The organism is Streptomyces sp. Y2F8-2 (assembly GCF_014905555.1).
GTDB classification, from domain to species: Bacteria; Actinomycetota; Actinomycetes; order Streptomycetales; family Streptomycetaceae; genus Streptomyces; species Streptomyces cynarae.
Genome location: NZ_BNGS01000010.1, coordinates 208,360 through 223,390 on the forward strand (window position 1 = coordinate 208,360; position 15,031 = coordinate 223,390).

14 protein-coding genes and 1 tRNA gene are annotated in these 15,031 nt (G+C 69.8%); 4 read left to right on the forward strand and 11 right to left on the reverse strand.

Translation table 11 applies throughout. The features are described from left to right. Positions 1–55: 55 nt before the first annotated feature. From SY2F82_RS30195 to SY2F82_RS30215, 5 genes are all read right to left on the reverse strand, one after another. Complete coding sequence (locus tag SY2F82_RS30195) at positions 56–1,789, reverse strand: relaxase/mobilization nuclease domain-containing protein (protein WP_200422330.1); 1,734 nt, start codon at positions 1,787–1,789, stop codon at positions 56–58. Continuing rightward, on the reverse strand, positions 1,786–2,277 hold the full coding sequence (locus SY2F82_RS30200; RefSeq protein WP_200422331.1) for a plasmid mobilization relaxosome protein MobC: 492 nt from the start codon (positions 2,275–2,277) through the stop codon (positions 1,786–1,788). The genes SY2F82_RS30195 and SY2F82_RS30200 overlap by 4 nt, the downstream gene beginning before the upstream one ends. Positions 2,278–2,460: 183 nt before the next feature. Further along, a complete protein-coding gene (locus SY2F82_RS30205; protein WP_236041877.1) occupies positions 2,461–3,744 on the reverse strand; it encodes a hypothetical protein in 1,284 nt (427 codons plus the stop codon). 231 nt (positions 3,745–3,975) lie between these two features. Next, positions 3,976–4,677, reverse strand: a complete 702-nt coding sequence (locus SY2F82_RS30210) for an ATP-binding protein (protein ID WP_200422453.1) — start codon at positions 4,675–4,677, stop codon at positions 3,976–3,978. Beyond that, positions 4,674–5,606 (reverse strand): hypothetical protein, encoded by a 933-nt coding sequence (locus SY2F82_RS30215; protein ID WP_200422333.1) that lies wholly within the window; start codon positions 5,604–5,606, stop codon positions 4,674–4,676. Before SY2F82_RS30215 ends, SY2F82_RS30210 begins: the two co-directional genes overlap by 4 nt. 512 nt (positions 5,607–6,118) lie before the next feature. On the opposite strand from SY2F82_RS30215, the gene SY2F82_RS30220 reads away from it, so the two are divergent. Genes SY2F82_RS30220 through SY2F82_RS30230 form a run of 3 tightly spaced genes read left to right on the forward strand, consistent with a single transcriptional unit; the run spans position 6,119 to position 8,389 of the window. Next, complete coding sequence (locus tag SY2F82_RS30220) at positions 6,119–6,376, forward strand: helix-turn-helix domain-containing protein (RefSeq protein WP_058081346.1); 258 nt, start codon at positions 6,119–6,121, stop codon at positions 6,374–6,376. A gap of 48 nt (positions 6,377–6,424) precedes the next feature. Further along, entirely contained in the window at positions 6,425–6,805 is a 381-nt protein-coding gene (locus SY2F82_RS30225) for a helix-turn-helix domain-containing protein (protein ID WP_058081347.1), read from the forward strand. A 51-nt stretch (positions 6,806–6,856) separates the two neighbouring features. After that, on the forward strand, positions 6,857–8,389 hold the full coding sequence (locus tag SY2F82_RS30230) for a LacI family DNA-binding transcriptional regulator (protein WP_058081348.1): 1,533 nt from the start codon (positions 6,857–6,859) through the stop codon (positions 8,387–8,389). A 78-nt stretch (positions 8,390–8,467) separates the two neighbouring features. On the opposite strand, the gene SY2F82_RS30235 is transcribed toward SY2F82_RS30230, so the two are convergent. From SY2F82_RS30235 to SY2F82_RS30255, 5 genes are all read right to left on the reverse strand, one after another. After that, complete coding sequence (locus tag SY2F82_RS30235; protein WP_058081349.1) at positions 8,468–8,932, reverse strand: hypothetical protein; 465 nt, start codon at positions 8,930–8,932, stop codon at positions 8,468–8,470. A gap of 1 nt (position 8,933) precedes the next feature. Further along, positions 8,934–9,791: a TIR domain-containing protein gene (locus SY2F82_RS30240; RefSeq protein ID WP_236041878.1), complete on the reverse strand. Its 858-nt coding sequence runs from the start codon at positions 9,789–9,791 to the stop codon at positions 8,934–8,936. Between the two features lie 236 nt (positions 9,792–10,027). Beyond that, positions 10,028–10,101: transfer RNA gene (locus SY2F82_RS30245), tRNA-Pro, on the reverse strand. 32 nt (positions 10,102–10,133) lie between these two features. Beyond that, positions 10,134–10,910 (reverse strand): Pr6Pr family membrane protein, encoded by a 777-nt coding sequence (locus tag SY2F82_RS30250; protein ID WP_200422334.1) that lies wholly within the window; start codon positions 10,908–10,910, stop codon positions 10,134–10,136. Positions 10,911–10,977: 67 nt separating this feature from the next. Continuing rightward, a complete protein-coding gene (locus SY2F82_RS30255) occupies positions 10,978–11,919 on the reverse strand; it encodes a metallophosphoesterase (protein ID WP_200422335.1) in 942 nt (313 codons plus the stop codon). A 155-nt stretch (positions 11,920–12,074) separates the two neighbouring features. Here SY2F82_RS30255 and SY2F82_RS30260 point away from each other — a divergent pair, with 155 nt between their 5' ends. Beyond that, positions 12,075–12,542, forward strand: coding sequence for a GatB/YqeY domain-containing protein (locus tag SY2F82_RS30260; RefSeq protein ID WP_103837934.1), 468 nt, complete (start codon positions 12,075–12,077; stop codon positions 12,540–12,542). Positions 12,543–12,623: 81 nt separating this feature from the next. Here SY2F82_RS30260 and SY2F82_RS30265 read toward each other — a convergent pair whose 3' ends face one another. Continuing rightward, positions 12,624–14,909, reverse strand: a complete 2,286-nt coding sequence (locus SY2F82_RS30265) for a transglycosylase domain-containing protein (RefSeq protein WP_200422336.1) — start codon at positions 14,907–14,909, stop codon at positions 12,624–12,626. Between the last annotated feature and the right edge of the window lie 122 nt (positions 14,910–15,031).

A 15,031-nucleotide genomic window follows, 5' to 3' on the forward strand; every position in this document is an offset into this window, starting at 1 on the left:
TCGCCGGTTTGGCCAACCGCCGATCGTCGGCTATGTTTCGCCCGTTTTTCGCTGGTCAGCGCCGTCGGCTGGGGTCGTTCACGGCGCTGGTGGCCGGTCGCGTGACGGGCGCGAGGGGTGCGGTGCGCCGAGTGCCCATCGTGGCCGTTCCGTCGGGGCTTGCGGGTAGTGCCGGCAGGTGGGCACTGCGGCGCAGGCGCCACACCAGGACATCGCTGATGGAGTCGGCGGTGTCGAGCTCACGTCGTCGGGCGGCGTCGGCCAGCAGAACGGCCGGGTCGTGGCCGGCCTTCCGGACCTCGTCGAGGGTGGCGGCCAGGGCGGCCCAGCCGGACTCGGCGCGGATCCGCTCGGCCAGCTCCGGCAGCACTTGCTGAAGTAGCGCGGCGTGCCGTTGCCGAACACGCGGCGCCAGACGCTGGCCTCGCTGCCGCAGGACGGCCATCGGCTGGGCTGCTGCGGTTTCGTAGGCTGCCCGAAGGTGTTCAGCTGCCTGCTGAGCTGCGGCGGCCTGCTGCGCGTGCTCCTTCTTCGCGTGCCAGTTCGCCGCGGCGATGGCGAGGAAGAAGGCCATGTCGATGAGCATGGCGGCGGTGGCGCCGTCTTCCCCGCGGCCCAGGGCTGGTCCGCTGTGGACGAGGTCGCGGGCGGCCTGGCGCAGGGCGCGGTCGTGCCCGCGTACGGCCCTCACGTGGGAGCGGCTGGCCCGCTCGAACACGAAGGCCGCCTCGCGCAGCTCGGCGCGGATATGGGCGGCGGAGGTCTTGGCCAGCGCGTCCAGGACCTCACCCGCAGCGGCGATCTGCGCCGCTGCTGCACCGTCGTCACCGTGGTCGATGATCAGCAGTGCCTGCCAGGTGGCTGCGGTGGCCCGGCGCCGCGCGAACGCGGGACCTGTCACGTCCGGCAGGGCGGGCTGCTCCGGCCGTGAGCCGTCCGCCGAAGCGGCCTCCGCAGGAAGCGTCCAGCGTCCGCGGATGCGGGGCAGGGACAGATCGGGTGCGAGCGTGGAACCCGCGTAGAACACCGGCTCCTTCTCACCGTTGCGGTCATCGGGCAGGGCGACCTTGTAGCCGAGCAGGTCGCCGGAGGGCGCGACGCGTTTGCGGATCAGCAGGCCGGCGGCGGCCAGCCGGTCGAAGAACTCCTCCTCGCTCGTCGCGCCGGCCACCGCGCGCCGTACGGTCTCCCGCAGCTCCTCGCGCGCAGGGCGCTGCCTGCCCGTGCGTTCGGCCTTGTACCGCTCCGCGCTGGTGGCCCGCTTGGCGGCGGTGCCGTCCCCGGGGGCGACCTGGTGCAGCCCGAGTTCCTTTTCGATCAGCCGGCACTCGGCCTGGGCGCGTTTGCCGGAGCGGTGGTGGTCGGGGCGGCGGCCGTCCTCGCGGACGAGGGTGGCGATGATGTGGATGTGGTCGTCGGCGTGCCGGACGGCTGCCCAGCGGCAGCCGGCCCCGTCGCCGGGGTCGATGCCGGTGGCGGCGACCATGCGGCGGGCGATGTCGCCCCACTGCTCGTCGGACAGGATCGGGTCGTCGGGCGCGGCGCGCACCGAGCAGTGCCAGACGTGCGTGTCGGGACGCTGGCCCGCGTCGAGCAGGGACAGGGGCTGGTCGAGGAGGTGCTGGAGGTCCTTCTTCATGACCGCAGGGTCGCGGCCGGGGTCAGGGGCCATGCCGTCGAAGGAGGCGACCAGGTGCGGGTCGATGTGCTCCTCGTGGGTGCCCTTGCCGTACAGGTAGTGCAGGAGCCCGAGCGTGTTGCTGCCCTGCTGGTGGACCCGGGGGATCAAGCCGCCTCGCCCTCCTGCCCGTTGGCGACCCTGTCTGCTGCCCGCTGGACCGCCTGCGCGGCACGCTGCAGGTCGGCGAGGGCAGCGGCGAAGTGCGGTACATCGGCACCCGAGTTGAGGGCCTTGGCGATCTGGTTGACGTTGCCGCCCGCCCAGCCGAGCTGACGACGCACACCAAAGAGGGCAGTCAGGATGTCCCGCTCGGTGGCGATGGCCGCCGCGGTGCGGGACTGGTCGCGGGCAGCGGCCAGGGCGGAGTGGGCCAGGAACCCGGCCACGCTCATGCCGACGTGGTCGGCACCGGACTGGATGACGGCGAGTTCTAGCTCGTTGAGGCGGACGCTGTGAGCGGAGCGCTGCTTCTTGTCACGCGGACGCGACTTCCCCTTCCTGGCCTTGCCCTTGCGGCTGGCCTTGCCTGGCTGCGGTCCGCCCCCGGTCGCAGCCTTCCCGTCCGGCGCCCCCTGGCGCCGGACGGGCCCCGCCACCCCCGGGGCGGGTTCGGGTTCGGGCGCTCCCCCGACGGGGGAGTGTCCGAACCTCCAACTTGCTCCGCCTGGGGCAGGGGTGATCAGCAGAGACTGCTTGTGAGGCACGGGGTCTTCGTGGTGCGGGGTGTGCATGGGGCCCTTCGGGTCGGGGTCTGGTTGGGAGCTCTGGTGCTGCGGGGATCAGCGGGACGCAGTACCGGCTACGGCTTTGAGCTGGGCTTTGAACTCGCGGACGACTCGTCCGACGCCGTCGCTGGAGACGGTGTAGCCAGCGGCGCGCAGGGCGTCCTCAACCCGGTCGCGTCCGACGCTGCCGGTCTGCTCATGGATGCGGCGAGCGTGCTTGAGGATGACCTCGTCGGAGGCACGGGCTTTGCTGGCGTCGCGCTTCTTCCGGGCAGCCGGTTTCCGCTCGTGCCTGCCCGAAGGGCTGCCCGAGCTGTTGCCCGTGAGCGCCCGGCTCTCTTCAGTTTCTGCCCGTGCGGGCAGCCCGGACTCCGGGCGGGCAGGCTGCGGGCGGGCAGCCGGAGGGACCTCGTCGTCACCCCGATCTGACGGGTGCGGGCGGGCAGTTTCCTCTGCCCGCGGCAGTTGTGCCGTGCGGCCGGCGCGCGGGCTGCTGTGCCCGGATTCCCGGGCGGGGTTGGAGGCCGGGACCTCCCAGCGCGGCGGCAGCGTGATGGAAGCGAGGCCGAGGGCCTGCTTGCGGGTGGCGAGCTTGTGCAGCAGCAGCTTGTCCTGGAGCGGGTCGCCGTCGACGCCGGCCCGCTCGAGAGCCTGGTGCAGGCGCTCTGCCAGGCGTCGTCTCCGCCGTCTGCCGCGCTTGTCGGTCATCGACTCGGCGCGCAGGATCAGGGCGACGGCTTCGCTCAGCGCGCGCTCGCGGATGAGTCGGGCGGCATCGGCGTCCTGGTCGGCGATGCCGAGGCGAGCCAGGAGGCGTTCGCGTGCCTGGCGGACGAGGACGGCGGCCAGGCTGCGTGAGGCGGCGTCGGGGGCGCGGTGGCGCAGCTCGATGCCCATGGCCAGGTGCCAGAGCATCGCGGCCATGACCGGGCCGACGAAGGCCCGCACGGTGCCGCCGACCGGCCCGGACTCGGCGTAGGCGGGCAGAACCTGGACGGTGGTGATGACCCAGGTGAGGGTGCCGGGCAGGCCGGGTGCCTGCTTCGGGCCGTTTAGGTTCTGCCGGGCCATCAGGGCGGTGGCGAACAGGGCCAGCTCGGCGGCGGCGAACATCGCGACGCGCTCGGCGGTGCCGCCCATGTCGAGGTAGTCGGCGGCGAACCGCCAGCTGGTGTCCGCGCTGTAGGCGGTACAGCCGAGCGCCGCCACGGCCGCGACCGGCACCGCGGCGGTCCCACGCCAGCGGTTGGTGTGATGCCGCTGGCGGCGGTGCTGGCGGATCAGCCACCCGGCAAGCAGGCCGAGCAGCACGGGCGGGATGAGGAGCGCCACGGTCATCACCGGGGAGGTGGCCCAGTCAGGGAGGAGCGGCGTGCCGCTGATCCGTATGGCGAGGAGGACGGGGCTGAGAGGAGGCAGGAGGGGGCTCCAAGGCGTCGAGGATTGAGGGCGAAGGGCGAATCGACGGAGCGCTGAGCAACCGCCTACGCGAGTGGCTGGCGCGGGCAGGGCTGGTGTGAGCGCGGTGATGCGGCGGGCCCGGCTAGGAGAGGGCGCTGAGGCGGCCAGTCAGGCGGCGGGCGCTGTGCGGCGCCGTCGGTCGGGGCCGTCGAGGATGACGCGCTCCGTCATCTCGGCGAGGCGGGAGGCGACGCGGTCACCGAGGGTGACGCGCAGCTGCTCCATCGGAAGGTTGGTGGTGATGAGTGTCGGGAGCATGTGCTCGTACCGGTGATTGATGAGCCGGTAGGTCAGCTCCTCGGTCCATTCGCTGGTCTTGGCCGCGCCGAGGTCGTCCAGGAACAACAGCGGGCAGCGCGCCAGGGTCTGCAGCTCCCGTTCGGCGTCGTGGCCGGCGCGGGGGCGCAGGCGCGCGTGGAAGTCGGCGGTGGTGGTCGCTTCCCAGCGCAGACGGACCCCTCGGGCGAGCAGGGTGCGGATGGCGCCGTACGCCTGGTACGTCTTGCCCGTGCCCGTGGGGCCGGCGATCAGCAGCGACGGGCCTTCGGCGATGCCCGGCCCGCCGGGGCCGGGGCGTCCGGCGCGGGCGATCTCGTCGGCCCAGGCGGTGACCTTCGGGTGGTCGGCCAGGGCTCGGCGGTAGCGGGCGGGGATCCTGGCGTCGGCGAGTTCCAGCGCGGTGACGGGCTCGACGTGCCCTTCCTCGACGGCGGCGGTGGCAAGGTCGATGCCGCGACTGGCAAGGATGCCGTTGAGCCGGTCGGCAAGCGGGCCGACCCGGTGAGGCTCGCGGGTGAGGGTGGCGGTCAGAGGTCACCTCCGTAGGCGGCTTCGACATCGGCGGGGTTTGTCCACGCCCTGTGGACAACCGGCGCGGCGGGGGCCGCGTTCATGGCTTCGTGCACGAGGCTCGGCAGAGTGCTGGGATGCAGGCCCTTGGCGCGGTGCCGTTCCAGGCCGGCCCGGATGTGGGCGGGGGCGATGCCCTCCAGGAGCAGCTTTCGCGCCTCCCGGCCGAGATGGCCCAGGACGTTCTCGGGCGGACGGTGTGCGCAAGCGACGGCGTACTCGGCGATGAGCTGGTTGGCCGAGACGGTGCCGGATGCGGGGGCGCTCGCGCCCCCCGAAGGGGTATCTCCTAGATCCATGATCCTAGGTCCTAGATCCGGACCGTGAGCTGTCACCGCTCCCTCACTGAGCTGTCCCTGCTGCCTCATGGAGGGCTCACGGAAATCGCTCTGACCTGCTACTTCCTCATCGGTGCCCGGATTCACCGCAGGCTCGCGTATTCGCCCGGAGCTCTCACGGAGGACTCCGTGAGGCTGCGGTGGGGGCTCCGTGAGCCCGACTCCCGCAGTCGGGGCGCCGACGCCGGGTGCGGTGCGGGCCGGCGTGTCGTGGTGTGGGCAGGCGGGAAGCCGGCTCGCGCTGGGGCGGTTGATCTTCTGGTGCTGCCGCCAGGTGACGATGTGCAGGTAGCGCTTGTCATCCGGGCCCTTGTAGCGGCATATCAGCCTGGTGTCGGCGAGCTGGGCGAGGTCCTTCTCGACGTCGGCAGGTGTGTGTTCGGGGCGCAGGACCCACAGCTGCCCGGCGATGATCGCGGCGTGGTCGCGGTGGCGGCCCTGGTCGTCGGCCTGGGTGAGCAGGCCGAAGAAGGTGCGCTCGGCGGTCAGGGTGACGGCGGCCAGGGACTCGGAGACGAAGGCTTCGGGCTTGATGGTGCGGATTCGTGCCAAGAGGGGCGGTCCTCACTCGGTGACCGGTGGGCTGGGTGCCCACGGTTCACCGTCGGTCGGGGGTGGGACGGGCGTGAAGGGCGGGGGATGTCCGGCCGTTGAGGCGGGGTGCGTTGATGGCCGCTCGCGCTTTCCGGGGGTGTCGTCAACATAGCCACACCCAGGTCGCGCAAGTCCAGCCCTATCCGGCGCAATCTCTCACGGCAGAAATGCTGCTGGAAATCGAGTCGGCGAGGGCGGTGCGAAAACGGTAGGGCACGATCGGCGGTTGACCAAATAGTTGCCCGGCATCCCGAGCCGGAAGGATCACATCGGGAAGCCGTTGACGTCCTGCGAGCGATGAAGCTACAACACAACACCCCACGTCAGAGAGGGTCTCTGGTGTCGGGGCCCGTTCGGGGATCCGGACCTTCGCAGCACCCCGACCGTCCCGCTCGCCCATTGAGCGCGGCGCAACATAGCCGACGATCGCCGGTTAACCAAACCGGCGAATGCACGCTACAACTGGAGCCATGGCAGCACGATCTCTGGAAATAGGGCCCGCAGGAATGCTGGCGGCTCGCACCATCGAAATCCTGCGTACGGAACGCGGCCTTGGGCAGCGCCAACTCGCCGCGCGGTGTTCCGCTTTGGGTCGCCCTATGTCCAACACGATGCTGTCCCGCATCGAACTCGCCAAGCGGCGATGCGATATCGACGACCTCGTCGCTATCGCCGAAGCCCTGCAGGTATCACCCCTCGCTCTCCTGCAGGGCCCGGGCGCCACCTGAGCCGCTCACGCATCCGTCCCCCGACTTCGCGACTAGGAGCCGCCCCCCTTGCACCGATCCACGCCCGCGTCCGTCCCCCACAGGCCGTCCGACGCCCCTCCGCCCCGCCTCTACCGCCCCGAAGAGATCGCTGACACCCTCGGCTGCTCGGCCTGGTGGGTCAAGGACCGAGCGCGACGGCGCCTGATACCGCACACCCGGGTCGGCCGTGCCTACCGCTTCACCGCCGAGCATCTGGCCGAGATCATCCGCCTCTACGAGGAGCGGCCGGCCCAGCCTGCGCAGACAGCCGCGCGGGCGACCGAGCTGCTCTCCGAGCCCGGTACGCAGACCGGCTCCGCGCAACGTCGCCGCCCTGTCGTTGCTCCGACGACCCGCCTACGGGCTCGCCCGCCGCGTCGACAGCAGCAGTACGGCACTGTCGCGTGACCGGATCGAACCTGCCGTAGACGAGGACAATCAAGAGGGGGACAGCGGAACTTGGGTTTCGCGGAGAAGCGCGGAAACTACTGGCGTGGCCGGTACAAGGTCGCGCCCGGCAAGCACAACACGGTCGTCGACGAGAACGGCAAGGCGATCAGGTTCGCCACCAAGGGCGAGGCCCAACGGGCAGCGGCCGAGGCCGAGAACAAGTACCGTCGCGGCGACTGGCGCGACCCGGCCCTCGGCCAGGAGACCTTCGGCGAGTACGCGAACCGCTGGTACGAGGCCCAGGACCTGGCGGCCTCGACCATGCAGAACTACAAGCGCCACATCGAGGAGCACCTGCTCCCCGAGTTCGAGGACAAGGCGCTCGCCGGCATCCTGCGTACGGACGTCGACCTGTGGGAGAAGACGGAGAAGGCCCTCTATGCCGCCTCCAGCGTCAAGACCTGGCGCTCGACGCTCCACCTGATCTTCGAGGACGCGATCGACGAGGGCCTGATCACGTCCAACCCGGCTGCCCGGCGGCGCGGGCGAGGTAAGCGCGCCGGCCGCTCCCGAGACCGTGGTCCGGAGAAGGTGGTCACCGACGCGCTCGGCATCCTGCTGGCCGCCGAGCGTGCCGCCCTGCTCTCCGGCCGCGACGACGAGTTCGTCGCCGTGGTCCTCAAGGGCTACACCGGCATGCGCTGGGGCGAGATCGTCGGCCTGGAGACCGCGTTCGTCCGCCCTGGAGCCGTCCGGGTCGAGTGGCAGCTGTACGAGCTCGACACGGGAGAGCTGGTGCGCTGCCCGCCGAAGGACGACAGCTACCGCACCATCGACTCGATGGACTGGCTGTCGGCACTGGTCGCCAACCACATCGCCCGCACGAAGCCCAAGCCGTGCCCCTGCCACGGCAAGACCTACGTCTTCCGAGGACAGGGCGCGGCCCGTACCGGGGGCCACCAGGGCGCGAAGCTCGTCGACGTCGCCCGTCGTGCCAGCGTTTCAACTGGCACGGTGTCCAACGTCCTCAACCACCCCGAACGCGTCACCGAGGCCACGCGAGCAAAGGTCGAGCAGGCCATCGCGGACCTCCGGTTCGTGCGGGGCGGCGTCGTGCCGGAGCATGCCGCCCACTGGCGCAGGAACGGTTTCGCGACCTGGCTATTCACGCCGGCGGTCTCCGGCTGGTACCCGAAGAAGGCGCCGCAGGAGCCACGGCCAGTGCCCTTGCTCGGCGAGCCGTGGCCCGGTGTCCCAGCACGGGGGCGGGGTGCCAGCGATCGGGCCGACGCCTGTTGGCTCCCGATAGCCAAGGGGCTCACGCCCCACGGCCTTCGCCACACCCACCGGACGATGATGGAGGACCTGGGAACCGAGAAGGTGCTCATGGATGAACGCATGGGCCACATCGACGGCTCGGTCTCGGCGCGCTACGCCCACGTCACCCCAGGCATGCGGCAGCGCCTCAAGTTCGGGCTGACCGAGCAATGGGAGTCGGCGCTCGACGCCCGACTGGCGCTGTCTCCGGCGTCGCCGGTGCGCGTGCTCAACGAGCTCCTGCGGACACGCAGGGATGCCCACCGGTTGGCGATGTCTGGGTGATGCTCGGAACGTGTGCCCCTACGCGATCACCGTGTAGGGGCACACGTGGTTCGTGACCGCCGCTGCGGCCGCCTCGGTTCAGACTGCGAAGGCTTGACCACATACGAGGCAGTGATATGGGCCGGACTTGTCTTCGGGTACCTTCACCGGCTCGTACGAGTGACAGGGGGATGACACGATGACCATGTCGTCGGGTTCGGTGAGGGGTGATGGAACCTCTGGAGTATCCACGGTGCCCTTGAAGTCGACCTTCACGTGCTTGCTGCGGATCGGCTTGAGCGCGTTCTTAAGCTCGTCCTCCACCATTCGCGCTGCGGCGGGAGCGATCAGGCCCCTGGCGTAGTCGATCTGTTCCTGCGTCCACCAGGAGTCCGGCCCCGCCGGCTGCCCACAGAGAGGGCAGTAGTAGGCAGGGGGCGACGGCTGCTGCTCGGCCTCTTCATTCGCCGGTCCGTGGTGCCACTTGAACTGGTTGATGCAGTGGGGACACTCCCGACGCACGAAGCCGTCGTGGTCCAGGGGCAGGCTCATCGGAATTTCCATGTCACGCCCCATCCACGAACTCTTCGACCCTGATCGGCACCCCGTCGGCGGTCTTCCCCGTCAGGACGACGTTGAAGTACGAGCTGGCCCCCATCCCCAGAGAGCGAGCACTCATTACCCGCACCGACTTACCGGCGGGCAACTTCGGGACGGGGAACTCACCCTCGCTGTGGGTAATGAGCCTGTTCTCCTCTTCGGCTTCCACATCCAGGTCGTAGACGTCTCCTGGGCCGTGGTTGGTGATCACGACCGTCCCCATCTTTCTCGACCCGTTGTCGACGTAGCGGGCACTGAGCCGAGGGGTACCGGCTGCTTGCGACGACGGAAGCTTCCGTCCCAGCGGAAGCCCGCCACCTGGTGGGACAGGCGGAGTGAGGTCGCCGGCGTCATGCCAATCCGTACCGGTCAGCCGCACGGCGCACCCCGCAGTCTGTAGACGAGTCGCGAGATCCTGCCGCTTCCTCGTGGAGTTGTCGAGGCGGATCACGTGCCGGCCGTGAATGTCGCTGAAGACCTTCACCTGCCCGAGCTCGACTATCACGGTGCGGTTCTCATCCCGGCCCATGGCCATCCCTGCCTCGAACAGCACGTTCGGTCGGGGCTGCATCTGCGGGTTGCACTCGGGATCTCCGGCGTACGTGAGGCTCTCGTGCAGGTAGGTGACGTCGTCGGGGGTCTGGAGCACCACCACGGCCTGCGCCTGTGAGAACGCGGTGTCCAGGACCTCGCCGATGTATGGGGAGCCCTTGCCAGTCATCTGGATGGCCTCGGACCATTCGATTGGATCGAGGCCGATAGCGCGCAGGAACTCGAAGAGCCCCTTGCGCGCGAGCTCGTTCCGTCCGTGGATCACGAACACCTTGCGAGGGTCTGCGCCGCCCTCGGCCACTCGGTCTGCCATGTCTTGCTCACCACTCACGGTCGAGGGAGAACTGTCCTCAGCGACGGTAGCGGCAGGCACTGACAACGAATGGAGCCCGATGATGGGAGCCGGATTCCGAAGTTGGCTCCCAACTGGCTCCCAGAATGGTCCCCGGAACCACTCAAGGGCCCGACCCGCTCTGCGGATCAGGCCCCTGACCTGGTACTACGGCGTCGGGGTGGCGGGATTTGAACCCACGACCTCTTCGTCCCGAACGAAGCGCGCTGCCAAGCTGCGCTACACCCCGGTGTCGCTGCTGTCGCGGCGACGACGTTTACTCTAGCCCACCGGTGGCCGGAGACGAAATCCGGTTTTCCGGCGGCGGCGCGTGGGGTCCGGGCGGACGTGGTCGGCGAGGACCAGGAGGAGGGCCAGGCCGAAGAAGGCCAGGCCGAGCAGGAGTGCGTTGGCGAGGGTGCTCTTGTAGCCGAGGTGGGCGACGTCCAGGAACGGGTACACGTAGCGCGCGTCTGCGGTCGGTGGGAGCAGTGCGCCGCGCGCCAGGGTGAAGATCAGGTACGCCAGGGGGTAGAGGAGCCACCGCGTGGCGTGCTGCAGGCCCAGGGGGGCCGGGCGGGTCAGGAGCAGCCAGTCCAGAAGGGCCGCGATCGGGGTGACCGTGTGCAGTACCTGGTTGGCTAGTGCGGACCAGATCGTGGGCCTGTCCGTCATCGAGAAGGGGCCCGGCTCGTTCACCAGGAGCACGTGGTAGACCAGGCCCGCGATCAGCACGTAGAACAGCGCGCCGCCGGTGATCAGCGCCGGCAGCGGGTGGCGGGCCGTTCGGGCCCGCCAGGCCGACAGGGCGAAGGTCAGGGCCAGCAGCAGGTTGGCCTGGATGGTGAAGTAGCTCAGGACCCGGGCGGGGCTGCCGAGGGCCAGGTCCATGGCCACCGCCGTCGCGGCCGTCAGCGCCACCAGCAGACGGTAGCGGGCCGCTACGGGGCGGCGTACCGGGGCGACCACGGCCGCGGCGGGGACGATGGAAGGCGCCAGCGTCGGCTTGCCCGGCACCGGGGGGAGGTCCGGGATCTCCTTGGGTATCGGCGTGATCATGCCCTCACGCTAAGCGGGTGGGGCAGAAGGGGCGATACGGGATGGTCCGGGCGGGGTATGGCCGGCGTTACGCCTCGGGCGATGCCTCCCTTTCCACCAGCGTCAGCAGCGTCGCCTCCGGCGGGCAGGCGAACCGGACCGGCGTGTAGCGGTTCGTACCGCAGCCCGCCGACACGTGCAGGTACGACGTCCGGCCCTCCGCCGTGTGCCGTGACAGGCCCTTCACCCGGTCCGCGTCCAGGTCGCAGTTGGTGACCAGGGCGCCGTAGAAGGGGATGCACAGCTGGCCGCCGTGGGTGTGGCCGGCCAGGATCAGCGGATAACCGTCCGCCGCGAACGCGTCCAGGCAGCGCAGATACGGCGCGTGGACCACGCCCATCGAGAAGTCCGCCGAGGAGGAGGGGCCGCCCGCCACGCGCGCGTACCGGTCGCGCTTGATGTGCGGGTCGTCCAGGCCCGTCAGCTCGATCTCCAAGCCTTCGATCTTCAGGGTGCCCCGGGTGTTCGTCAGGTTCAGCCAGCCGGCCGCGTCGAAGCTGTCGCGCAGCTCCTCCCAGGGGTTGTGGATGGCGCCGACCACCGGCGGGTTGCCGTTCAGACCGTGGTGGCCCCTCGCCTTCTCCACCAGGTAGCGGGCCGGGTTGCGGAGCCTGGGGCCGTAGTAGTCGTTCGAACCGAAGACGTACGCCCCCGGGAACTCCATCAGCGGGCCCAGTGCGTCCAGCACCTCCGGCACCCCCTCGGTGTCGGAGAGGTTGTCCCCGGTGTTGATCACGAAGTCGGGGCGCAGGCCCGCCAGTGAGCGCAGCCAGCGCTGCTTCTTGCGCTGCCCGCTCACCATGTGGATGTCGGAGACCTGCAGGACGCGCAAAGGATGCGCCCCGGGGGGCAGCACCGGGACCGTCACCCGGCGCAGCCGGAAGGAGCGGGCCTCGAACCCGGCCGAGTACAGCAGTCCGGCGGCGGCGACCGCCGTGATTCCCAGGGGTACTCCGTATCGTGCGCGCATACGACCATCGTGTCAGAACCGGCTGCCGCCCCGCGTTCACCTGTGGACGACCCCGACCCGGCGACGCCTGAGATCGGCACCGACGCTCCCGGTCGCCCACCACGCCCCGGAAATGTACGGGCAACCGCCCCACCGCACCTGCGACAATCAGAGGCATGACCACGCTCAAGTCGAAGCTGCAGGAAGACCTCAACGCCGCGATCAAGGAGCGCGATGAGCTCCGCTCCTCGACGCTCCGGCTGACGCTCGCCGCGATCACCAAGGAGGAGGTCGCGGGCAAGGAGAAGCGCGAGCTCTCCGACGAGGAGGTCACCAAGGTGATCACCCGTGAGGCGAAGAAGCGACGGGAGGCCGCCGACGCGTTCGCTCAGGGCGGTCGCGCCGAACAGGCCGAGCGGGAGAAGGCGGAGGGCGAGGTGCTCGCCGCGTACCTGCCCAAGCAGCTGTCCGACGACGAGCTGCGGCAGATCGTCGCGCAGGCCGTGGAGGAGGCGAAGGCGGCGGGCGCCGAGGGCCCGCGCGCCATGGGGCAGGTCATGAAGATCGTGAACCCGAAGGTGGCCGGCCAGGCGGAGGGCGGCCGCGTCGCCGCCGTGGTCAAGCAGCTTCTCGCGAGCGGCTGAACCGGTTCGCCTGCTCGCGGGCGCATACGCCGACGGGGGCGCCCCTCTCATCGAGAGGGGCGCCCCCGCTGTCATGAAGGGCTATCCCCTTCGCCCGCCGTTGCCGTTCCCGTTGCCGCCGTTTCCGGTGCCCTGGATGAAGCCGTCGGGGAAGGAGAAGGTGGGCGTCGGGAACTGTCCGCCGGTGGTACCGCCGTTGTCGGCCGCGCCGCCGATCAGTCCACCGATCGTCTGCTGCCCGCCGTTGCCGTTGCCCCTGCCCTTGTCGTGTCCGTCGCCTTTGCCCTTGTCGCCACCGTGGTCGTCCGGGATGTCGACGAGGTTGAAGTCCGGGGCCGGCTTGCCCGCCAGCGCGCCCGTCATCATGTCGCGCCAGATCGGGCCCGGGACCTGGCCACCGAAGACCTTGTCATAGCTGACGCCGCCGATGGTGATGTGGGTCATCTGCCGCTTGTGCGCCGGGTCGCCGACCCAGACCGCGCCCGCCATGTTCGGCGTGTAGCCGACGAACCAGGCGGCGTACCGGAAGTCCGTCGTACCGGTCTTGCCGGCGCTGGGACGGCTGCCGAGTCCGGCCTCCGTACCGGTACCGTCCTCGACGACGCCCTTCAGGAGCGTGTTGACCGTGTCCGCGGTGGTCTCCGACATCGCGCGCGAGCACGTCGACTTCGGGACCGGCAGGGACTTCTTCTCGTTGCCGACGGTCTGCGTGATCGACTCGATCGCGACCGGCGTGCAGTACGTGCCGCGGTCGGCGAAGGTCGCGTACGCGCTCGCCATGGTCAGCGGCGACACCTCCTGGGTGCCGAGCGCGATCGACGGGGCCTGGGCGATGGGCGCGCCGTCAGCGCGGTGGAAGCCCATCTTCTTGGCCGTGTCTATGACCGGGCAGATGCCGATGTCGCTGATCAGCTGCACGTAGTAGGTGTTGACCGACTTGGCGGTCGCCTCCTTCATGCGGTACGGGCCGTGCTCCGTCTCGTTCTCGTTGGTGAGCTTGGTGCCGTCCGTGTTCTTCCACTGCTTGCCGTCACAGGCGGCGACCGGGCTCGGGTACTCCATCGAGTACGGCGACGAGTACTCCTGGGTCGCCGGCTTGCCGCCCTCGATGGCGGCCGCGGCCACGATCGGCTTGAAGGTCGAACCACCCTGGTAGCCGGCGCCGCCGCCCATGTTCCGGTCCACGGACAGGTTGATCTGGGTCTCGTCCTTGCCGAAGCCGTACGGACGGGACTGGCCCATCGCGAGGATCTTGCCGGTGCCCGGCTCGACGATGGTCGCGGCCGTGGCCACCTCGTCGCTCTTGTTGACGTGGTCCTTGATGGACTTCTGCACAGAGTCCTGCGCCTGCGGGTCGAGCGTGGTGCGGATCGTCAGACCGCCCTGGTTCCAGATCTTCGCCCGCTCCGCCTGGGTCTTGCCGAAGATCGGGTCGTTCAGGAACGCCTCGCGGACGTAGTCGCAGAAGAAGCCCGCGCCCTTGACGGCCGTGATGCAGCCGTTCTTCGGCTGGCTCACGTGCAGGCCGAGCCCTGTCGCCTTGGCCTTGTCGGCGTCCGCCTGCGAGATGTCGTGCAGGTCGGCCATGCGCTGCAGCACCACGTTGCGCCGCTGCTTGGCCTCCGCCGCGTCGTTCACGGGGTCGTAGCGCGTCGGCGACTGGACGAGGCCGGCGAGGAGCGCGGACTCCTGGAGGTTCAGGTCCTTGGCGTGCTTGGAGAAGTAGCGCTCGGAGGCGGCCTCGACGCCGTAGGCCTGCTGGCCGAAGAACGTGATGTTCAGGTAGTTCTCGAGGATCTTCTTCTTGCCGAGCTTCTCTTCGATCTGGATCGCGGACTTGAGCTCGCGGATCTTGCGGCCGAGGGTCTGCTGGGTGGCCTGGGCGACCTTGGTCGGGTCGTCGCCGGCCTCCTCGATGAAGTAGTTCTTCACCAGTTGCTGGGTGAGCGTGGAGGCGCCCTGGGCCACTCCGCCGCTCTGCGCGTTCTTGTTCAGCGCGCGCAGGACGCCCTTCAGGTCGATCGCGCCGTGCTGGTAGAACCGCGAGTCCTCGATGGCGACGATCGCCTTCTGCATGTACGGCGAGACGTCCTTGAGGTCCACCACCGTGCGGTCGCGCGAGTAGACCGTGGCGATCTGGCCGCCCTGGCTGTCCAGGATGGTGGTGCGCTGGCTGAGCTGGGGGCTCTTCAGACTGGCCGGGATGTCGTCGAATCCCTGGACCGACCCCTTGGCCACAAGACCGAGCGCACCCGCGGCGGGCAGCGCGATGCCGGCCATCACAGCCCCCGCGAGCACACTCACTCCGAGGAACTTGGTGGCCTGCTGCACAGGGGACTGCCCCCCGCCCGAGCGCATATTTGGCATGAGGGCAGCCTACGTTCTCATTCGCCGGACACGCGTATAGGCCTTGGCCTAAGCTGCTCCCAACTGTCACAGCAGTAGGGCCACGTATCAAGTACGTCCGGCGACCCCGAATCGTTCCGGTG